A 19,122-nucleotide genomic window follows, 5' to 3' on the forward strand; every position below is an offset into this window, starting at 1 on the left:
CGCCTACGGGTATCGCGACGAGGAATACTTCTTCCTCAAGATCCGCGCCGCGTTCCCCGGAAAAGCTCGATGAACCAAAAAAAACATACGCCTGTGAGATACGTCTCACCGCGAACCGGGCGAATCGTCCCGTCACGTTTCGGGGTGGGCGAGCAGGCAAGAGAGGTCCAGCCCAACTCGTTTCCAGGCGTGAACGAGGGTAATGCTCACCTCGCGGCAGGCCTGGCAGGAGTCGGCGTCATACAGATCTTCACTTTCAAGGTCCGGCCCTTCATGGAAACCGGTCGACTGGTGTCTTTCCTGCACGATTGCGCACCACCATATCCTTATCACCTGGTGTATCCGCGCAATCGCTACCTTAGCCAGCGCGTGCGGATTTTCATAGACTGGCTCATCGGGATGTTCGGCGAACCAGGCTGACGGAGACGGATTCGCCTGCTTAAGCAATAACGCCGCAAGTCAACCGGCATCACCGGGATACGCCTCCTCAAAAACCTGCTTCAAAACCTCTTTCAGGAGCGCTTCATCAGATCGTTCTTGTAAATCCCAACGCCGCCTTAAACACGGAAATTCTGACACCTCCACTCGGTCTGACGGATCTCTTTCGCCGTTTCCTGCAATCGTATGAAGGCGCGGTACCGTGCGTCGTGCATTGTCGCGATGTCGCCCACCGCCGGCACGTAGGTCCTGCTCACCCGGGACATTTCCTTCATCGCCGTTCTTACGTCGTCAAACAGGCCGCCGGCAACGGCTCCCAGCATGGCGGCACCAAGCAGGACCGGCTCCTCCGCCTGCGTGGCAAGCACGCGCTTGCCGGTCGCATCCGCGAGCAGTTGCCGGACGAGATCGAGTTGCCCCGCTCCGCCGCTGATCATCACCCGCTCAATCGGCGCGCCGGCCGCAGTCTGCGCCTCGATGATCTGACGCAAGCCATAGCCGATGCTGCACACCCCGGCGATGTAAAGGGCGACCAGGCTGTCCAGATCGGTTTCCATCCCGAGGCCCGCGATCACCGCTCGCGCGTGGGGATCGGCGAACGGAGCACGGTTTCCCAGAAACTCGGGCACGACGTGAAGGCCGTCTGCCAGCTTGGCCGCACCCGACATGCCATCCGACGACCGCGCGGCGAGCTCGGCGAGCAGCCCCGGCAAGGACTGCCCCGCCGCTTGCGCACGGCGGCTCGCCTCGAGCGCGGCGGGGTGCATCGAGAGCAATCGCTCGATGGCCGCGCCGGCCACCGACTGGCCACCCTCGTTGAGCCACGCTTCCGGCACCATCGCCGAGAAGTAGGGACCCCACACGCCCGGGACGAAGACGGGATGCCGGGTCGTCGTCATCGTGCACGACGAGGTGCCGAACACATAGGCAAGGCAAGCCTCCGGCTCGCCTTGCGCGCCGACCGTGCCGATTCCGCCCGCATGGGCGTCGATCACGCCCGTGGCGACGGGCGTGCCGGCCAGAAGGCCGAGTTCGGCCGCCGCGCGAGCGGTGAGCCCGCTACCCAGCGGCGTGCCCGGCTCCGCAATGGTCGTGCCGATGCGCTCGAAATGCTCGTCCGCCAGGACGCCGAGACCGACGGTGCGGAAGTAGTTCTCGTCCCAGCGATGTTCATGCGCCAGATAAGTCCACTTGCAGGTGACCGTACAGGTGGACCTCGACAGATCGCCGGTCGCGCGCCAGGTCAGAAAATCAGTGAGATCGAAGAACTGCCAGGCCGTCGCGAAGATCTCCGGCCGGTTCTCGAGCAGCCATAGCAGCTTCGGCGTCTCCATCTCGGGCGAGATCCTTCCGCCGACGAATTTCAATACTTCATGGTCGGTCGCGTTCATGCGCTCCGTCTGCTCGACCGCGCGATGATCCATCCATACGATAATGTCGCGCTCGGCTTGTTCCGAGGGGCCGACCGGCAACGACCGGCCGCCTTCGCCCAGCACGACAAGCGAGCACGTGGCATCAAATCCGATTCCGGCGATCGACCCGGGCGAAATTGCGGCCTGTGCAATCGCGTCCTTGACGGCACGGCAGACCGCGCTCCAGATCTCGCTGCTCGACTGCTCGACCATGGCGCCGCGCTCGCGGAACAGCGTGATGTCATGCTTTGCCGATGCGACCATGTTGCCGGTCGCATCGAAGATTCCGGCGCGGGCGCTACCCGTGCCCACGTCGACGCCGATCACATGGCGCGTGCCGGCGTTCAGGTTGTCTGCGGTCATGGCTCTCTGCACGTGGTGAAAAGTGTTTCAGCTCAGCGGGAAAACATCGCGCGCATCGGTTGTGATCAGAGATCGACGCTGTTCGGCAGGATCACGAGATCGCGGACAGTCACGTTTCGCGGCCGCGTCAGCATGAAGAGCACGGCATCGGCAACTTCCCGCGGCTGCATCAGGCTGCCTGAGGCGAGCGCTTCCTCCATTTTGGCTTTCGGCCAGTCATCGAGCAGCGCCGTGACGACCGGCCCGGGCAACACGGCGCCGACCCGCACGCCGTGTTTGGCGACCTGACGCCGGGTCGTGTGTACGAAGGCCTGCACTGCGAACTTGGAGGCGGTGTAGATCGGCTCCCACACGACCGGGACCATACCCGCGATCGAGCTCGTGAAAACGATGTCGCCCGACTTCTGTGCGACCATGTGCGGCAACACCGCATGGACCGACCGGAACGCCGCGTTGATATTCAGGTTGAGCATGCGGTCCCAGTCGTCCGGATTGCCGTTCACGACCTCGCCGCCAATATAGGCACCGGCGTTGGCATGGAAGATGTCGAGGCCGCCGGCGAGATCGAGGATCTTCGGGAGGATCGCCGAGACCTCCGACGGCTGCAGCAGGTCCACGGACAAGGACAGGGCGTTTGGGCCCAACTCCGCGCAGCAGGTCTCGAGCCGATCCGCGGCGCGATCGATCAACACGACCTTCGCGCCTTCCTCGATCAGCACGCGCGCGCACTCCAGGCCGATACCCGACGCTGCCCCCGTGATGGCGGCCACCTTTCCCTTGATGGATACAGACATTGACGACTCTCCTGTATGACTGAACTTACGCGCGGCCATGCGAAACGCGGGACTGCCGGGCAAGTGAATCGACGATCACCGCGATCGCGAGCACCGCGCCGGTGATCATGAAGCGCAGCGACGACGACAGATTCAAGAGCGTGAGGCCGCTCGCGATCGACTGGATCACGATGATGCCGAGCACCGCCGAATACGCGCTGCCGCGACCGCCGAAGAGACTGGTGCCGCCGATCACCGCCGCCGCGATGGCATTCAGGTTGACGTCGCCGGTGCCGGCTTGCTGACTCGCCGAGGCGAGCCGCGCCGCGGAGAGGATGCCGCCGAGCGCGGCGAAGCTCGAGCACAGCACGAAGGCGCTGGTGTAGATGGTCCCAACCTTGATGCCCGCGCGCCGCGCGGCTTCGCGATTGCCGCCGACGGCATTCATCGAGCGGCCCCAGCGTGTGCGCGTGAGCGCATAGTCCATGGCGACCGTCAGGGCGAGAAAGACGCCGAACATCAGCGGCACGCCTCGTCCCGTGTCGAGATAGGCGACCACGATCTCGAGGAACACCGTGATTGCCACGGCGCGCGCGAGCAGGCTGCCCAGGCTTGGCGCCGAGAGCCGCGCCGCCTGGCGGCGTTCGCGCGTGCGCAGCCCCAGCACCAGGATCATCACGCCTGGCAGCAGCGCGAGGATGTGCGAAGCGACGGCCGGGATGATAATGAGCTGCCCGAAGTTCACCATCGCCGACGCATAGGGCAGATTGATCGAGCCGCTCGTGCCGAGCACGTAGAGTTGCATGCCGAGAATGGCGAGCAGCCCCGCAAGCGTGGACACGAAGCTGGGCATGCCGAGCCGGTTGAGCAGCAGCGCGTACAGGGCGCCGATCAGCGCGCCGATCGCAATCGCCGCGACGATGGCGAGCACGACCGGCCAGCCCTCGTTGACCCATAGCGTGCCGACGAGCGCGGACGCGAAACCGCTCATCGAACCCACCGACAGGTCTATCTCGCCGACCAGCAGCACGCATACGATGCCGAGGGAGATGACGCCGACCGTCGAGCAGTCGAACAGCAGGTTTACGAGGTTGTTGGCGGAGAGGAACACCGGGTTCAGGCTGGTGAAGACGGTCCAGATGATGATCAGGCCCGCGATGACCGGCAACGATCCCAGATCGCCCGAGCGCACGCGATTGATGAAGGCGGCGATGCTGTCGCCGATTCCGGCGGAATGCTTGACGCGGACGTCGCTGCGGTCGAGCAGCGTCGAAGGTTGGGGAGCGCCTTGCTTTTCGGGCTGGGCGGCGCCATGCGTTTGCTTGATCATGATCGATCCTTTCACTGGACATCCGGTTGCACTTGGCGCCGGCCGGCGGCGCGGCGCGACACGGCGTTTTCTGTCGCGCCGGTGATCGCGGCCACCAACTCCGCATTGGAGGAGTCGGGATAGAAGATGCCGTTGTTGCGGCCGAGCCGCAGCACCACGATGCGATCGGCCACGGCACGCACGTCCTCCATGTTGTGGCTGATCATGATGACCGCATGGCCTCGGTCGCGTACGCGCTCGATCAGGTTCAGCACTTCGGCGGTCTGGGCGACGCCGAGCGCGGCGGTCGGCTCGTCGAGCATGATCAGCTTCGGGTCCAGCAGCAGTGAGCGCGCGATCGCCACGGTCTGGCGCTGTCCGCCCGAGAGCGACGCGACGACATCGCGCACGCTCGGAATGCGCGCCGACAGCTCGTTGAGCAGCGTCCACGCGCGCACCTCCATCGTGACCTCGTCGAGACGCGCCGGATTGAGCTCGCGCCCGAGAAAGATGTTCGCCACGACATCGAGGTTCTCGCACAGCGCGAGGTCCTGAAACACCGTCGCGATGCCCAGGTCGAGCGCCACGGCCGGATTGGACAGCGTGACCTCCTTGCCACCGAAGGTGATCGTGCCGGAGCTCGGCTGATGCACGCCCGCGAGAATCTTCACGAGCGTCGATTTGCCGGCACCGTTGTCGCCGACCAGCGCGACGACTTCGCCGGACCGCACGTCGAGCTCGATGTCCGTCAGAGCCGATACCGCGCCGAAGTGCTTCGAGATGCCGCGCAGGCTCAGCACGAGCTCACCGGGCCGCGAGTGTGTGGTGGAATTTTCAGTCATGACAGATATACCTCTTCGTGTCGGCGGAGCCCGGGACGAGGCGGGCTCTTGCTGTGCGATGCCCGATCAACGTGTGATGCCCAGCTTCTTGCAGCCTTCGGCGTAGCGGTCCGTGCAAAGCTCCTTGGCGCTCGCGAATCCCTTGTCGACCACCTCGGCCTTCAGGTTCTGCGCCGTGATTACCGCGGGCTTGAAGAGCTGGGTCGGCGTGTTGAAGAGCGACGTTTGGCCCTTCGGCGGCTGGCCCGACAGGAAGCCGACGGCCGCCTTTGCCGCCGCGGCCGCGACGATCTCGCTCGGCTTGAGAATCGTGTTGTACTGGTCGCCCGCGATGATGAGCTGCAGGCCGGCATTCGTCGCGTCGTTGCCGGTGACGGGCGGGACCGGATTGACGCCTGCCGCCTTGAAGGCCGCGATGGTGCCGCCGGCCGTGCCGTCGTTGGCGGCCACGACGCCGATGATCTGCGAGCCGAAGCGCGTGATCTGCCCGCTGACCCACTGCTGCGCCTTGGGCGGCGCCCATTCCGGGGTGTCGTATTCAGCGAGCGTTTTGTAGCCGCTGCCTTGCAGCCCGCCATGGATGCCCTTCTTGATCAGGCCCGCGGCAGCGTCGGTGGGAGAGCCATTGACCTCCAGCACACCGCCCTTGCTGGTCGATGCGCCCGTGGCCTTGAGATGTTCGACGAGCGATTGCGCGATCGCTTTGCCGATTCCTTCGTTGTCGAACGAGACGTAGTAGTCGGCGGGGGTGGACGGTACGGGCCGGTCGTAGGCGATGATCTTGATACCCTGACTCTGCGCCATGTGCACCAGCGACGCTGCGGCGGTCGAATCCACCGGATCGAGGACAATCACCTTCGCGCCCTGGGCGATCACCGAGTTGAATTGCTGCTGCTGGGTCGCGACATCGGCATTGGCGTTCTGGTAGAGCACCTTGCAATCGGGACAGAGCTTGCCCATTTCGGCCTTGAAGCCCGGGAAGTCATGCTGTTCGTAGCGCGTGGATGCCTGATCGGGCATTAGAAACGCGACCGTGCCGCTGGGCGCGGCGAGTGCCGGAAGGCTGCACGAGAGGCCGAGGATCAGCGCGGCCGCGCTGACGAGTTGACGTGAAGGGTTTTTCATTGCGTGTCTCCGTTATTAGGATTGGGTCGTGGTGCTGCGGCGATTTGCGCTTCTTTTGCGTCTTTTATAGAGACTAAGGATTCCGATTTAATTTAAGTTCTCCTTCCGCTTCGATGCGCCTGCGGCGGACGTGCGCTAGCTGAAGACTTCCGGAACGTGCTCGGGATCGATCGATTCGGCCGCGCTCGCGGCGTTGAGCTGCTGATACGCGCGCCATCGCGATGGCGACATCTGCTTCAACGACAGGAACTGGCGATTGAAATTCGAAAGATTGTTGAAGCCGACCTGATAGCAGATGTCGGTGATGCTCAACTCGTCCGACATGAGCAACTGGCAGGCCAAATTGATACGCAGCCGGTTCACATATTGAACGAAGGGCACACCCGTATGCCGGCGGAAGTAGCGCGAGAAGGCGCTGGCGCTTTGTCCTGCGAGTTCGGCCAGCTCCGTTTCACGCAGCTCCTGCGAGAGGTTCTTGCCGATGAATGACAGCACATGGTTGATGCGCGTCTCGCCATAGCGGCCTGGGTCCGCGCGATAAGCCGCGCTCGCCAGCTTCACGGGTTCCTCGCTCTGCACCAGCAACTCGAGCAGCTCGGCCAGCAGCGCGATGCGCCGCATGCCTTGCGCGCTCAGCATCTCGCGCATGATGGGTTCCGCGGCCGCACCCGTTTCCGGCGCAAACAGCAGACCCCAACGCGATGCATCGAGCAGCGGATCCAGGCGCCTGAATTCGGGAAACGTTTCGGTCGCGCGCGCGGCGAACCCGGCATCGAATTGCAGCACGAGACAGCGTTCTTCCACGCGATGGCCGGCGGGCACGTTGCTGACCCAGTTGTGCGGCAGGTTCGATCCCACCATCACGAGATTGCCGGGGGCGAAATTGCCGATGTAATCGCCCGCGAAGTATTTGCCCGTCGTTGCCGTGATGAGATGGATTTCGTACTCGGGATGGAAGTGCCACCGAACGGTGCGATACGGATAGCCATGTGACCACACTTTGAACGACTCGTCGCGCGGTACGGCGACCAGTTCCAGATCGGGCTGGGCAACCTTGGCGCGACGAGCGCCGCTACGCGCAGTCGTATCCTGATTGGTTGTCATTCGGTCGTCCTCCTGCTGCCGGTTCTTGCTTTCGAGCGACTTGCCAGCCATCGCTTCTCCGTGACTGAAAAGTAGCGCGCTCGGGGTAATTTCACCACTTAAAATAAGACCGCAACTTGATACTTTTTTGCATGCGGGTTAGTCCTTAGCGCATCGGAAGTCAACTTTTGTGCAAAGCAGCGTACTTCGATCGCCCTGCGGACGATCGGCGTGGAGTGCGGCCCGGGTTTGCCCTGCGGGATGTTGAAATCATCAACGCGCTAGCAGTGTGGAGCCCAACCTGATGCTTAGTGCGCTTATGTTTGCGGGGAAGTTGCTTGCTCGACGAGCAACTGGTCGATCGGACCGAGCATTTCGCTGCAGATCTTCGAAGGCGGTGCGCGAAGGCGCGGGTGTCGCCTTGCTGCCCGGACTGCTGGTCGCGCCGGATCTCGCCGCGGGAAGGCTCGCGATGCTGGGTCTGGAAGCCGGTCCGCCCGTCGAACTGTGGACGCTCTACAGTTCGCGCCGTTTGTTGAGCGCGAAGGTACGCGCGTTTCTCGACATGCTCCAGGGCGTTCCCGACGGCAATGGAGCGCGACGCGCTGATACAGCGTCGCGCGCCAATGCTAGCCGAACATTTCCGGGCGCAGATCGCTGACTTCAACGATCACATCGGCAGGTAGGTTCAACCGCCGCGCCGCAGCGAGAATCGCCTCGGCGTTCGGCGCCTCGTACAGGCAGTAGGTTTTTCTCTTGTCGGCGCTGAGGAAGGAGAACAGCCATTTGACGCCTTCCTCGTCATTGATCTGCCTGACGCCTTGCGCGCCTTCGGCTGTCAATTCCAGTTGTTCGGCGAAATTCCGTTCGATCATGAAACGTGGCATGACGCACTCCTTCAGGTTGGACGCATGGCTGCGCTTTCGGACTACATGAACTCATGGATCAGTTTTTCGGACCCGGATTGTCCGATGCTCCGGAAATGCGCTCCAGCAACGCATACATTCCGAGTGTCTTCGCCGTTGCGGCGCTCGCGGTGAGCAACTGCGCCGCGCGGAGTCTGTCCTCAACGCGAGCGCGCGCCGCAAGCATCACCGCATATTCGCGTTGGGTATGGGCGAGCCATGGCCAGGCCTGAAGGCGCTCGTCCATCTGAAGGGCAGAGTCGAAATGCTCTTCGGCCGCGGTCCAGTCGCGCAGCGCGCCGGCGAGCATGCCGAGATAGCGTGCGGCTGCGCCACAGCACAGCGTGAAGGCCGGAACCGTGACGGCCTGATCACGAAATGGAAGCAGCAACGTGTAGATGCGCGTAGCGTATTCGCGCTCACCCAGACGCGCCGCAACTTCCGCGAAGTAGGTCAGCGTGATGAGGCGCTTGCTGTCCACCGGAATCGCCGATTCGGTGTGCAACATTCGCTCGAGACTCGCGCGCGCCTGCGCCTCATAACCCAGCTCGCTCCAGATCAGCATGAGGCCGGGTCCCCAGACCGAGTCGTCGGGATGATCGTCGCTGAAGCGTTTGAGGAGCGGGGCGATCTCGGCGAGCCGGCCCTGCTCGCGGCGAATGGCGAACATCTGCATGCCGAAGACGCCGGCCGCGAATCTCGCCCCGATACCTTCGGCAAGCTCGAGCGATTCCTTCGCCTTGGACTCGGCCTTCACGAAGTCGCCGACGAGGATCGCGCGCATCGCCTGCGCGCCCGGCATGCACCATCGATCCACGAAGTGCTGTCCGCTCGTGGCGATCTGCCGGTAGCGTTCCAGCGCCCTGTCGAAGCGCGCGAAGTCGCCGATTTCGAGATAGCCCGCGAGGCATCGCGCGCACGCGTGACCAATGGAGTGGTCATCGCCGAGCTCCTCCGCAATCTGGCTGAGTTCCTGCAGGACCGCCTGACGTTCCGCGAATTTGTACGCGGGCAGCGGCTGAGCGCCGACGTGCATCACTTCGCATGCGAGTGCGTCGAAAAGGCTCGGACGATCGTTCAGGCGCCGCGCGAGCGCCACCGCCTCGAATGCGAACTCGAAGCCCCGGGCCGCGCCGCCCGTCATGTGAAGCGTGCGCACGAGCCGGCTCAGCAGACGGCAGCGCTCGACCGTCTCTTCGGTGCCCAGGAGTGCAAGCGCTTCTTCGAGCAACGGAATGGACGCCTTGCCGGAACCCTCGAGAAAGGTTTCGGCGCGATCGAATCCCAGCGCCGCCTGCACCAGGTACGCGGGAAGGTTTTCATCACGAGCGCTTTGCGCGGCCTCGCGAAAAGTCTGCATCGCCTCGCGTCTGCCGAGGCGCTGCTCGGCCTCGCCGCGAATCAGCAAAAGTGGCAGTGACTGGGCCGCCCGCACGTGCGCATCGGCGGCGAGACTTCCGATCAGTTGCAGTCCGCGTCCGGCATGCGCGATGGCCTCGTCGCACGCCGCCCGCGCGAGCGCCCGTTCGCCGGCGCGCTGCCAGTAGACGATCGCGCGCTCGGGCAGGCTGGCGGCGGCAAGATTCTGCGCGATCAGCTCCGGATGCTGCTCCACGACCTCCGGATAATGCGCCTCCAGCGCGGCGGCGATCATCGCATGAAAGTGACGGCGGCGTGTCATCAACAGCGATTGATACGCGATTTCCTGAATCAGCGCGTGACGGAACAGATACGCGCCGCCGTCGACGGATGCGCCCGGCGCCGGCAGGATGATCTCGGCTTCGGTGAGGCGGTCGAGCGTACATTGCAGCTCGCTCTCCGGGATCGCGGAGATCAGCGAGAGCAGCCTTCGGCCGAACTCGCGCCCGATGGTCGAGGCGATCTGCGCGGCTTCCCTGACCGCCGGTTCGAGCCGGTCGAGCCGCGCGAGCAGCGAGCCCTGCAAGGTATCGGGAATCGCGATCCTGCGCGTGGCCGCAGCGAGTTCGTAACGGTCGCCGGCATCCCGAAGCAGATCGCTCTGGATGACGGCCTTCGTCAGTTCCTCGACGAAGAGCGGCACGCCGTCGGTCTTCGCAACGATCTCGTCGAGTACGAGCCGCGGCAGCCGCTTGCCGTGCGTCATGCGCTCGACCAGCGCGAAGCAGTCGCTGCGCGAAAGCCGGTCCAGATTGATCTGCACGAACTGCGGATAGGTCCAGCCTGGCTTGAACTCGGGGCGCGCCGTGAGCAACAACAACAACTTCGTCGAGACGAGGCGCTCGAGCGAAGATCTGATGAAATCGACGGTCGACGGATCGATCCAGTGGACATCCTCGACGGCGACGAGAAGCGGCCGGGCCTGCGCCGAGTGTGCGATTACCGCGATCAGCACGTCGAGGCTGCGACGCTTGAAAGCCGGCGACGACGTGTCGAGCGGAGGAAAGCGGTCGCCGGTGCGGATACCGAACAGCGACGCGAGCACCATCATCGTTTCGTCGAAGGGCACGTTCATCGCGCCGACACATGCGTCGAGGCGTTCGAGGTTGCCCGCGTCGTCGGCCTTGAGGTCCAATCCGCATGCGTTTTGCAGCCATTGCAGAACCGGCCAGAACGGGCTGTTGCGATAGTAGGCGGAGCAGTGAAGCTGGATGACATCGTGGACCTCGCCCTCGATGCTGTCGCGAAACGCGCGCAATACGCGTGACTTGCCGATACCCGGCTCGCCCGTCAGCAGCACGCAGCGCATTTCACCATCGGCGCTCTGTTTCCAGCGCTGCCGGATCATCTCGAGTTCCGGCACGCGCCCGACGAGCGGTGTCACGACCTGCCCCGTTCGGATCTCGAAGCGGTCGATGGCCTTCGCCTGCGCGAGCACGCGATGAACCAGCACCGGCGCAGGCGTGCCCTTCAATTCGCGCAAGCCAAGTTCTTCGAGTACGAAGGCGCCCTCGATCAGCCGATGCGCGGCCGGTCCGACGACGAGCGCATCGGACGGCGCGATCGCCTGAAGGCGCGCGGCGACGATGGGCGTCTCGCCGACGATCGCCTGATGGTCCAGCGACGATCCCGCGCCGACCTCGCCCGCAACCACGAGTCCCGTTTCGATGCCGATGCGCACGTGCAGCCGCACGCCTTGCGCGCCTTCCATGTCATTGTCGCCGACGCGGGCGATCGCGGCGATGATGGCGAGGCCGGCGAGCACCGCGCGCATCGCATCGTCTTCGTGCGCCTTCGGATAACCGAAGTAGACGAGGAGCCCGTCGCCGAGATACTGCGCGATGTGGCCTTCATGCGCCTCGATCGCGCTCGCGCAGACCGCATGGTAGATGCCGAGGACACGCCGCATGTCCTCGGGATCGAATCCCTGCGTGAGTTCGGTCGAGCCGACCAGATCCACGAACATGACGGTGACGTGCCGCCGCTCCGCCTCGATGCATGACGCCGTGGACAACGGAGACGTCTCTTGCGCGGCAGCGCCGCGCTCGCGCGACGGAGCGGTCGCCTCGCCGAGCGCCGCGAGGGCCCTCAGGAGCCGCTTGCGGTCGCCGAGAGGAAGGCCGAGCTCCTTGAGATCCTGTTCGGAGAGATCGCCGACCACGTCCCAGTCGATGCCTTGGGCGAGAAAGGCCCCCGCGTGCCCGCCGAGGCCTATCTGCGCAAGCCATGCCGTCAAATCGCCAGACATTGATGATCCCTTCCCCGTCGTCGGGCCCGGCCGCGATCGGAAGTTCGTCACGAGCGTGCACGTGTACGAGGTGCATAATTCACACGACCCGCAAGGTTCGTGTCGTCATCTGAAAGGCCACCGTGGGGGCGCGTGTTGGCTAATATCAACATAGTCGCCAGATCAGGCGACCGCAACGCACGGATCAAGAGTTCGCATTCCGGCGAGGCGCCCGAACGATTCCGGTGCGCAGAGGCCGTTTCAGCAGGCGGATCAAAACGCATCGGCGCCTGGAGTCTGCTTTCCTCCGAACCGTCACGACGCGCACCGAGCCACGCAGTTGCGTGATCCGGCGGGTGGCGGGTAAGTGCAATTCACATGGAGACGGGGAGCGATCGATACGTACTCCCCAGCGCCAAAGGCTGGCGTCGCAACGCCTCGTCATCCCCGACAGGCTCGAGTCCGGCGAACACCGTCAGGGTAGGCGCGCCGATAGTCAGGCAGGCAGGACCGGCAAGCGGCTCCCGATGAAGCCGTTTCAATCACGATTCCGTCGGCGCGACCGCTCCCGCCGCGCCGACCTGCTTCGGCATGCCGATCCGGATCGCCAGTGCCGCGAGCACGACAAGCGCCACGTTGAACCACAGCGCCGCGGCTGCAGCAAACCGGAGTGGATCGGGTTGGCCGTTGGCGAGGAAGGGTATCGGTGAGAAGACATTCACAGCCGCCAGAGCCGTGAAGATGGCGGCCGACACGGCCACACCGAACGCGGTTCCGAGCGACGACGCCATCTTGTAGATGCCCGACGCCTCTCCTGCCCTGTGGCGCTCGCGGACCCGATTTGAACATCGAAGGCTTCATGCTGCCCGCGTGCGAAAGCGCGCCGCAGCGCTGAGCGGCCGCGCGCCGGGTGTCGGGTCGACGCGCACAGGCCGCCGCTCGGACGGCCTTTTGCAGCGCTCGGTTGGGATCTCGCGAGAATATGCTATTTGCGCTGCAGCAGCGTCTTGATTTCCTCCATGTGCTCGTTGGCGCGCTGCGTGATGCTCGCCATGGCGTCGGCCTGCGACTTGCGCGCGATTTCCGCGAGATCCTTGATGTCGTCGAGCGCCTTCAGGCAGGCGGTGCGCGCGACCTCGCTCTGCCTGGCCGGATCGCTGAAGCCGGCTTTTGCGGCTTCCTGAATGTCCTGCATTGCGCGCGTGAGCATCTCGTTCTGCTTGCGCGCGAGCTGCTGCATGGAATCGTAGGCGGTCTTGTTTGCCTCGACGATCGCCTCGATGTCCTTCTTGCGCGACTCGACGAGTGCGGACATGTCGACGCCGGGCACCTTGAACTGTTCGAGCATCTGGGTCAGATCGCCAAAGGGATTCGTTGATTCAGCCATGACTGTCTCCTGGGTTGTTCGCGTGGGCCGCGAGTGACTAGCATAGGCGTAATGCGACCGAGCAACGCTCGTGCCGTTCGCGAACGTTGCGGGGCCGCGTCAGGAATGGAACCTTGCCCATCGCTTCGTGGCGCGATCTTCGAAGGGAACAACCCAAACATCAGACGACAACGCGTCGGGCCGGCATGCAGCGTGGGCGAGCCCACACCCGGGCGGGACCTGCATGCTGGAGAGCACCGCCTTGGTGATCGAAAGCTGACGCGAAGCCTGCTGGTGAAAAGCGGCTACGCCGCGCCCGCCCCGCGCCCGGCGTGTGCCAGCGCCAGCGCCAGCCTGGCCCCCACCTCGGCATTGTGTTTCACGAGCGCGCTGTTCGTCGCCAGGCTGCGCCCACCCGTCAGCGCCTGAATTCGAGCCAGCAGGAAGGGAGTCACGGCCTTGCCGGTGATTCTCCGCGCCGTGGCCTCGGCGAGCGCCTGCTGAGTCAGCGCATCGATCTCTTCGAACGCTATCGCTGCCGCTTCCGGCACCGGAGTGCTCAACACCACGCCGCCCGAGAGGCCCAAGTCCCACTTGGTGCGAACGAAGCGCGCCTGCTCCGCCGCGTCGTCCAGCCTGTAGTCCGCGCGAAAGCCGCTGTCGCGCGTGTAGAACGCGGCGAAGTTGTCTTGCTCGCAACTGAGCACCGGCACGCCGTGCGTTTCCAGGTATTCCAATGTGAGCCCGATGTCCAGGATGGACTTCGCGCCGGCACAGACGACCGCCACCGAGGTCTTCGCCAGTTCCTGCAGGTCGGCCGAGATGTCGAATGTCTCCTGCGCGCCCCGGTGCACGCCGCCAATGCCTCCGGTGACGAAGACCTCGATGCCGGCCAGGGCTGCACATATCATCGTGCCAGCCACCGTCGTGGCGCCGAGCCCGCCGCCGGCCAGCACGGCCGGCAGGTCGCGGCGGCTGACCTTGTGTACCTGATCCGAGCGGCCGAGCAGTTCCAGCTCGTCGTCCGTGAGGCCGATGTGGATTCGCCCACCGATCAGCGCGATAGTCGCGGGCTCGGCTCCCACGTCTCTGATCAAGGCCTCCACTTCGCGCGCAGTGCGAACGTTCTGCGGATAGGGCATGCCGTGGGCGATGATGGTCGATTCCAGCGCCACGAGCGGGCGGCCGGCGGCCTGGGCAGCGGCCACGGGCGCGCTGCAGGTCAACCAGGATCGTGCAAGATCGGTAACCATGTCGACGTTCTCGGCGGTGTGATTCAAGAGTATGCCGCACGAGACTGACCACGGCTTGTCGTAAAAGCGCGGGCGTGCTCGCCAATGCGCGCTAAACTGGGTGCGCTACGGAAAAAATCGATGGATTGAGCTGAAGGCGATGAAATTCAGCGGGATGATGCTCCGTCTCACCGTCGCGTGCCTGATCGTGTTCGCCGGAGCCGCCGCCTTGCAGCATCGTTTCATCTACTTCCCTGAGAAGGCCGCGATCGAGGACGTCGCTTCCGGCGGACTTCGCGCCTGGCCGACACATGAAGCGTTCCGTGGCCTCGTGGCGGAACCGGCCGGATCCGCGCGCGCCACTGTCATCGTCTTTCATGGCAACGCCGGCCACGCCGGACACCGCTCGCTCTATGCCGCAGCGCTTACCCGGCTCGGGCTGCGTGTGATTCTCGCCGAGTATCCAGGCTACGGGCCGCGCGACGGCACACCGGGCGAAGAGACTCTGGTCGCCGATGCCCGACAGACCATCGCGCTGGCGCATCGGCTCCATGGCGCGCCGCTGCTGCTCATCGGCGAATCGCTCGGGGCCGGCGTGGTGGCCGCGGCCGGCTCGCGTGAACGCGACAGGACTGCTGGATTGCTGCTCATTACGCCATGGGATCGACTCGAGCACGTCGCCGCTTACCACTATCCGTGGCTGCCCGTGAAGTGGCTGCTGCGCGACCGATACGACAGCATGGCCCACCTGGCATCGTTCGGCCGCCCTGTTCTCGTCGTGGTTGCGGAACGTGACAGCATCGTTCCCCAGCGCTTCGGCGAAAAGCTCTACGATTCGCTGGCCGAACCGAGACGACTGCTCGTGGTGAAGGCGGCCGAACATAATGACTGGATGGGTCGCGTCGACGAAACCTGGTGGCGGGAGGCGATCGGCTTCCTGCTCGCACCTTCGCGTTGAATCATGAAAGCGCGGCCGGTCCCTTCCAGCTGGGAACGTTTCTATATCCTCGATGCGAAGAACAGACCCGTCGAGGTGTTCGACCGCGGCGAGTGGTCGCGCTGGATGACTGAAAACGAACTGATCTTCCGCCGCACGCTGCTGGACGAATCCGGTGTGACGGTCACGACCCGCTTCCGCGGTGTGTCCGATCAGAAAACCGGGGAGGTTTCGCTGTTCGTGACGCGCATCGCCGGAATGGAAGCGCGAGACGACAGGAGCTACGGAGCACGTACGCTTGATGAGGCACAGGAGCTTCACGAGCGCATCGTGCAGCAAATCCTCCGGAAGTTGACGGGGCGGTGATCGCCTCAGCGCGACGATTTTCCGCGACCGTAACCATGCGCCCGCGCAGACGACATTGCCTGCCTACCCGTCCGCCACTCCGCGATCTTGCTCGCCCAGTCGTCGATCATTGCGGCGAAGCGCTCACCTTCGAAATCTTCGAGTACCCGCTCGCCCCCAGTGAGCGTGTAGCTCACCCACACCTCGGTGCGCTCCTTGTCGAGTGCGGCGCAACGCACCTCGACGAGGCCGATGCGCGAGGCCGGCGTGGCTCGCACATAGCGCGATCGGTGCGCCTCGCGGTCAAAATCGACCAGGGTCCAGATGGTCAGCTCGTCACCCTGGCCGATGATGAACACCATGCCGGACTCGGTGCGACCGTCGCTGGGATGGACGTAGGTGGGCTTCCAGCCATCGACCCACAGCTCCTCGCCGGCCGGCGTGAAGAACAAGAAGGTCTGGTCGACCGGAGCGTCGACGACGATCCGGTGGCTGGCGTGCAGTCGGCGCGGCATGGGTGAAGCCTCCGTTGGTCAAATGATAATTTGGCCAAGCTGCCACAGCCCCAGCCCAGCCAGCAGCGCGGCCGAGCAGAGGTTGACGGCGCGTTGCCAACCGTTGTCGAAACAGTCGCGCAACCGGCCCACGCCGATGGACAGGATCAACCACCATAGCGCCGAGCCCGCCAGCACGCCGGCCACCATGACCCAGGGAGACGCCGAAGGCGCGCGGCCGGCCAGCGCGCCGAACACCGCCATGAACGACAGGATCGTCGTCGGGTTCGACAGCGTCAGCGCGAAGGTGCCGGCCACGTAGCGCAGCAGCGTTCCTGTCTGCGGACGGTCGCCCATGCTGCGCACCGCTGGTCGGGTGGCGATGCGCCAGGCCATCCATAGCAGGAAGCCGCCGCCGAACAGGCCGAGCCATGGCTTCAGCCCCAGCAGCCAGACGATCAATCCGTTGACGCCGTATGCGCCGATGGCGCCATACACTGCATCGGCGAATGCCGCGCCCAGCCCAGTGGCCAGGCCCGCAAGGCGGCCATGGTCCAACGTGCGCTGGATGGCGAGCAATCCGATCTGACCGACAGGTGCGGCGATCGACAGCCCGATCAGTAGCGATTGGCCGAACAGCACGGGTATGGGTGATAGCAACAGGGTGTCCATGCCGGGAATTTTCAAGCCTGACAGGTGACTTGCACAGAATAAAAGGCAAAGCGAGAATCGATTTTGTTTTCGATTTTTCAGGCCAAGGGCCGCCATGACCGAAACTCTGCAACTCGACACCAAAGCCTGGGCGCTGCTGATGGCGCTGCAGGAGGATGGCCGCGCGCCGCTGAAGACCCTGGCGCTCGCCGCCGGGTTGTCGGTGCCTGCCACGGTGGAACGACTCAAGCGCCTGAAGGACGCCGGCGTGGTGCGTTCGGTGGGCGCGGAGCTGGACCCGGTGCAAGCCGGCTACCCGGTGCGCGCCATCATCGGCATCACTGTGCAGCAGCCCGGAAAGAAGGCTTTTCTCGACAAGCTGCGCCGCGCGCCGGAGGTGCTGGAATGTCATCACGTGGCTGGCGCCGACTCCTACATCCTGACCGTGGTGTCCCGCAGCCTCGAACAACTGGAGCGTTTTCTCGGCTCCATCAACGGATATGGCGAGACCCGCACCTCGATCGTCTTCTCCACCCCCATCCCGCGTCGCGGCCTGGTGGCGCCGGGCTCGTCGCGCTGACCCGCCGCCAGCCTCTCGACGGCGCTGCGTGGCACCGCTTGTCAGTCAGTCCTTCGACACGATCGCGCGCCTGTGGATGCGGCGTCCTTACCGATATCTCGCGACGGCGCTCCTGCCTCGAGCCCCGGTTCAACGAGGGTTTACGCCTATCCGCTTTCCGGATAGCTGACCATTTTTGACAGCATTGAATCACCCGCATCGACTGCATCACCATGCTTTCCATAGCAGCAGTTTCGCTATGGCGGTGAGACGAACGCACAGGAGTGGAGGCGGCGGAATGACGAGAGACGGAAAGATGAGGCTTGGGCTCTCAATGCGTTATCTGGGCTATCACGTGGCCGCCTGGCGGCATCCGTCCGTGCCCGCGGACGGTGCGCTGAGCTTCGCGCACTTCCTCAATACCGCGCGCAAGGCGGAAGCGGCCCATTTCGACATGGTTTTCTTCGCCGATGGCCTCGGCATCCGCGCCAACGACAATCCCAAAGGCTCGCTGGCAAGGGACATGCGCAACGCGGAACTCGAGCCGCTCACGCTGCTCGCGGCGCTTGCCGCCACGACCAGGCAGATCGGTCTGGTCGCGACGGCGTCGACCACGTATAACGAGCCTTTTCACATCGCGCGCAAGTACGCGTCGATCGATCACATCAGCGGCGGCCGCGCGGGCTGGAACGTCGTCACCTCGTGGTCCGACGAGGAAGCGCAGAACTTCAATCGCAGCGAGACGCTCGCCTATGCGGACCGTTACGAGCGCGCCGACGAGTTCGTCGATGTCGTCAGGGCGCTGTGGAACAGCTGGGAAGACGACGCCTTTGTCAGGGACAAGGCATCCGGCCTCTTCTACGACGAAGCCAGGCTGCATGTCCCGGATCACAAGGGCAAGCACTTCAGGGTGCGCGGCCCGCTCAACTCGGCGCGCACGCCGCAAGGGCAGCCGGTCATCGTGCAGGCCGGCGCTTCGGAGGCGGGCCGTCGCCTCGCCGCGCGCTGCGCCGACGTCGTCTACAGCAACGCGCACGACCTGCAGAGCGCGCAAGACTACTACTTCGATCTCAAGCGCCGGCTCGCCGCTCATGGACGCGAACCGGACGATCTGCTGATCATGCCGGGCATCGTGCCGTTCGTCGCCGCCACGCGTCAGGAAGCGCAGGACAAATACGACGAGTTGCAGGAACTGATCCATCCGCTCAGCGGACTGGCGGCGCTCTATGGCCAGATGGGCGATCTGTCCGGCTATCCGCTCGACGGTCCCGTTCCCGATCCGAGCGACAAGAGACCCGGCAACATCACGAGCATCGCGAACAACCTGCTCGAAGTCGCGCGCGCCGAAAACCTGTCGATCCGGCAGTTGTATCAACGCGTCGCGTCGACGTTCGGCGTGCGGCTGCTGATCGGAACGGCCGCGGACATCGCCGATGAGATGGAGGAATGGTTCAGGAACGATGCCGCCGACGGCTTCAACATCTGCCCTCCGATTCTGCCCGCGGGCATGGACGACATGAGCGACTTCCTCGTCCCTGAGCTCAGACGACGCGGGCTCTTCCGCACGCGATACGAAGGGACGACGTTGCGCGCCAACCTCGGTCTCAAGCCCAACGTGTTCAAGCGCAGTTGAGGTTCGACA

General features: G+C 64.5%; 19 protein-coding genes. 6 read left to right on the forward strand and 13 right to left on the reverse strand.

The annotated features are described in order from the left end of the window. Positions 1 to 69 precede the first annotated feature (69 nt). Positions 70 to 420 (forward strand): LysR substrate-binding domain-containing protein, encoded by a 351-nt coding sequence (locus tag AWB83_RS20180; RefSeq protein ID WP_087047396.1) that lies wholly within the window; start codon positions 70 to 72, stop codon positions 418 to 420. 137 nt (positions 421 to 557) lie between these two features. Here the strand turns inward: AWB83_RS20180 and AWB83_RS20185 are convergent, their stop codons facing one another. From AWB83_RS20185 to AWB83_RS20210, 6 genes are all read right to left on the reverse strand, one after another. Then, positions 558 to 2,213: an FGGY-family carbohydrate kinase gene (locus tag AWB83_RS20185; protein ID WP_087047397.1), complete on the reverse strand. Its 1,656-nt coding sequence runs from the start codon at positions 2,211 to 2,213 to the stop codon at positions 558 to 560. Positions 2,214 to 2,278: 65 nt separating this feature from the next. Next, on the reverse strand, positions 2,279 to 3,007 hold the full coding sequence (locus AWB83_RS20190; protein WP_087047398.1) for an SDR family oxidoreductase: 729 nt from the start codon (positions 3,005 to 3,007) through the stop codon (positions 2,279 to 2,281). 25 nt (positions 3,008 to 3,032) lie between these two features. After that, positions 3,033 to 4,316, reverse strand: a complete 1,284-nt coding sequence (locus AWB83_RS20195) for a sugar ABC transporter permease (protein ID WP_087047399.1) — start codon at positions 4,314 to 4,316, stop codon at positions 3,033 to 3,035. Between the two features lie 11 nt (positions 4,317 to 4,327). Continuing rightward, positions 4,328 to 5,137: an ATP-binding cassette domain-containing protein gene (locus AWB83_RS20200; RefSeq protein ID WP_087047400.1), complete on the reverse strand. Its 810-nt coding sequence runs from the start codon at positions 5,135 to 5,137 to the stop codon at positions 4,328 to 4,330. Between the two features lie 66 nt (positions 5,138 to 5,203). Continuing rightward, on the reverse strand, positions 5,204 to 6,262 hold the full coding sequence (locus AWB83_RS20205) for an ABC transporter substrate-binding protein (protein ID WP_096059381.1): 1,059 nt from the start codon (positions 6,260 to 6,262) through the stop codon (positions 5,204 to 5,206). Between the two features lie 135 nt (positions 6,263 to 6,397). Beyond that, entirely contained in the window at positions 6,398 to 7,366 is a 969-nt protein-coding gene (locus tag AWB83_RS20210; protein WP_087047524.1) for an AraC family transcriptional regulator, read from the reverse strand. A 298-nt stretch (positions 7,367 to 7,664) separates the two neighbouring features. On the opposite strand from AWB83_RS20210, the gene AWB83_RS20215 reads away from it, so the two are divergent. Next, positions 7,665 to 8,006: a LysR substrate-binding domain-containing protein gene (locus AWB83_RS20215; RefSeq protein ID WP_341866727.1), complete on the forward strand. Its 342-nt coding sequence runs from the start codon at positions 7,665 to 7,667 to the stop codon at positions 8,004 to 8,006. Here AWB83_RS20215 and AWB83_RS20220 read toward each other — a convergent pair. From AWB83_RS20220 to AWB83_RS20240, 5 genes are all read right to left on the reverse strand, one after another. After that, entirely contained in the window at positions 7,975 to 8,232 is a 258-nt protein-coding gene (locus tag AWB83_RS20220; protein ID WP_087047401.1) for a DUF4242 domain-containing protein, read from the reverse strand. The two genes, AWB83_RS20215 and AWB83_RS20220, sit on opposite strands and share 32 nt — an antisense overlap. Positions 8,233 to 8,290: 58 nt before the next feature. After that, complete coding sequence (locus tag AWB83_RS20225) at positions 8,291 to 11,917, reverse strand: adenylate/guanylate cyclase domain-containing protein (protein WP_087047402.1); 3,627 nt, start codon at positions 11,915 to 11,917, stop codon at positions 8,291 to 8,293. Positions 11,918 to 12,438: 521 nt separating this feature from the next. Continuing rightward, a complete protein-coding gene (locus AWB83_RS20230; RefSeq protein ID WP_087047403.1) occupies positions 12,439 to 12,687 on the reverse strand; it encodes a hypothetical protein in 249 nt (82 codons plus the stop codon). Positions 12,688 to 12,881: 194 nt separating this feature from the next. Next, positions 12,882 to 13,283, reverse strand: coding sequence for a TIGR01841 family phasin (gene phaP, locus AWB83_RS20235; protein WP_087047404.1), 402 nt, complete (start codon positions 13,281 to 13,283; stop codon positions 12,882 to 12,884). A 284-nt stretch (positions 13,284 to 13,567) separates the two neighbouring features. Continuing rightward, entirely contained in the window at positions 13,568 to 14,515 is a 948-nt protein-coding gene (locus AWB83_RS20240; RefSeq protein ID WP_087047525.1) for a pseudouridine-5'-phosphate glycosidase, read from the reverse strand. A gap of 139 nt (positions 14,516 to 14,654) precedes the next feature. On the opposite strand from AWB83_RS20240, the gene AWB83_RS20245 reads away from it, so the two are divergent. Together AWB83_RS20245 and AWB83_RS20250 are read left to right on the forward strand one after the other, a co-directional pair. Beyond that, positions 14,655 to 15,452: an alpha/beta hydrolase gene (locus AWB83_RS20245; RefSeq protein WP_087047405.1), complete on the forward strand. Its 798-nt coding sequence runs from the start codon at positions 14,655 to 14,657 to the stop codon at positions 15,450 to 15,452. A gap of 3 nt (positions 15,453 to 15,455) precedes the next feature. Continuing rightward, entirely contained in the window at positions 15,456 to 15,797 is a 342-nt protein-coding gene (locus AWB83_RS20250; protein WP_087047406.1) for a hypothetical protein, read from the forward strand. A 5-nt stretch (positions 15,798 to 15,802) separates the two neighbouring features. On the opposite strand, the gene AWB83_RS20255 is transcribed toward AWB83_RS20250, so the two are convergent. Together AWB83_RS20255 and AWB83_RS20260 are read right to left on the reverse strand one after the other, a co-directional pair. After that, positions 15,803 to 16,291 (reverse strand): SRPBCC family protein, encoded by a 489-nt coding sequence (locus tag AWB83_RS20255; RefSeq protein WP_208636778.1) that lies wholly within the window; start codon positions 16,289 to 16,291, stop codon positions 15,803 to 15,805. An 18-nt stretch (positions 16,292 to 16,309) separates the two neighbouring features. Continuing rightward, the gene (locus AWB83_RS20260; protein ID WP_341866725.1) at positions 16,310 to 17,038 is read right to left on the reverse strand and encodes a LysE/ArgO family amino acid transporter; all 729 of its coding nucleotides are present in this window, start codon (positions 17,036 to 17,038) and stop codon (positions 16,310 to 16,312) included. Between AWB83_RS20260 and AWB83_RS20265 the strand changes: the two genes are divergently transcribed. Then, positions 17,037 to 17,501, forward strand: a complete 465-nt coding sequence (locus tag AWB83_RS20265) for an Lrp/AsnC family transcriptional regulator (RefSeq protein WP_208636779.1) — start codon at positions 17,037 to 17,039, stop codon at positions 17,499 to 17,501. The two genes, AWB83_RS20260 and AWB83_RS20265, sit on opposite strands and share 2 nt — an antisense overlap. Positions 17,502 to 17,778: 277 nt before the next feature. Further along, positions 17,779 to 19,113, forward strand: coding sequence for an LLM class flavin-dependent oxidoreductase (locus tag AWB83_RS20270; protein WP_087047408.1), 1,335 nt, complete (start codon positions 17,779 to 17,781; stop codon positions 19,111 to 19,113). The last annotated feature ends 9 nt before the right edge of the window (positions 19,114 to 19,122 follow it).

It is taken from the genome of Caballeronia ptereochthonis (assembly GCF_001545075.1).
In the GTDB taxonomy this organism is placed as follows: domain Bacteria; phylum Pseudomonadota; class Gammaproteobacteria; order Burkholderiales; family Burkholderiaceae; genus Caballeronia; species Caballeronia ptereochthonis.

Coding starts and splice junctions, on each gene's coding strand:
- AWB83_RS20180 (WP_087047396.1), top strand. CDS start 70: ATGAACCAAAAAAAACATACGCCTGTGAGATACGTCTCACCGCGAACC.
- AWB83_RS20185 (WP_087047397.1), bottom strand. CDS start 2,213: ATGACCGCAGACAACCTGAACGCCGGCACGCGCCATGTGATCGGCGTC.
- AWB83_RS20190 (WP_087047398.1), bottom strand. CDS start 3,007: ATGTCTGTATCCATCAAGGGAAAGGTGGCCGCCATCACGGGGGCAGCG.
- AWB83_RS20195 (WP_087047399.1), bottom strand. CDS start 4,316: ATGATCAAGCAAACGCATGGCGCCGCCCAGCCCGAAAAGCAAGGCGCT.
- AWB83_RS20200 (WP_087047400.1), bottom strand. CDS start 5,137: ATGACTGAAAATTCCACCACACACTCGCGGCCCGGTGAGCTCGTGCTG.
- AWB83_RS20205 (WP_096059381.1), bottom strand. CDS start 6,262: ATGAAAAACCCTTCACGTCAACTCGTCAGCGCGGCCGCGCTGATCCTC.
- AWB83_RS20210 (WP_087047524.1), bottom strand. CDS start 7,366: ATGACAACCAATCAGGATACGACTGCGCGTAGCGGCGCTCGTCGCGCC.
- AWB83_RS20215 (WP_341866727.1), top strand. CDS start 7,665: ATGTTTGCGGGGAAGTTGCTTGCTCGACGAGCAACTGGTCGATCGGAC.
- AWB83_RS20220 (WP_087047401.1), bottom strand. CDS start 8,232: ATGCCACGTTTCATGATCGAACGGAATTTCGCCGAACAACTGGAATTG.
- AWB83_RS20225 (WP_087047402.1), bottom strand. CDS start 11,917: ATGTCTGGCGATTTGACGGCATGGCTTGCGCAGATAGGCCTCGGCGGG.
- AWB83_RS20230 (WP_087047403.1), bottom strand. CDS start 12,687: ATGGCGTCGTCGCTCGGAACCGCGTTCGGTGTGGCCGTGTCGGCCGCC.
- phaP (WP_087047404.1), bottom strand. CDS start 13,283: ATGGCTGAATCAACGAATCCCTTTGGCGATCTGACCCAGATGCTCGAA.
- AWB83_RS20240 (WP_087047525.1), bottom strand. CDS start 14,515: ATGGTTACCGATCTTGCACGATCCTGGTTGACCTGCAGCGCGCCCGTG.
- AWB83_RS20245 (WP_087047405.1), top strand. CDS start 14,655: ATGAAATTCAGCGGGATGATGCTCCGTCTCACCGTCGCGTGCCTGATC.
- AWB83_RS20250 (WP_087047406.1), top strand. CDS start 15,456: ATGAAAGCGCGGCCGGTCCCTTCCAGCTGGGAACGTTTCTATATCCTC.
- AWB83_RS20255 (WP_208636778.1), bottom strand. CDS start 16,291: ATGCCGCGCCGACTGCACGCCAGCCACCGGATCGTCGTCGACGCTCCG.
- AWB83_RS20265 (WP_208636779.1), top strand. CDS start 17,037: ATGACCGAAACTCTGCAACTCGACACCAAAGCCTGGGCGCTGCTGATG.
- AWB83_RS20260 (WP_341866725.1), bottom strand. CDS start 17,038: ATGGCGGCCCTTGGCCTGAAAAATCGAAAACAAAATCGATTCTCGCTT.
- AWB83_RS20270 (WP_087047408.1), top strand. CDS start 17,779: ATGACGAGAGACGGAAAGATGAGGCTTGGGCTCTCAATGCGTTATCTG.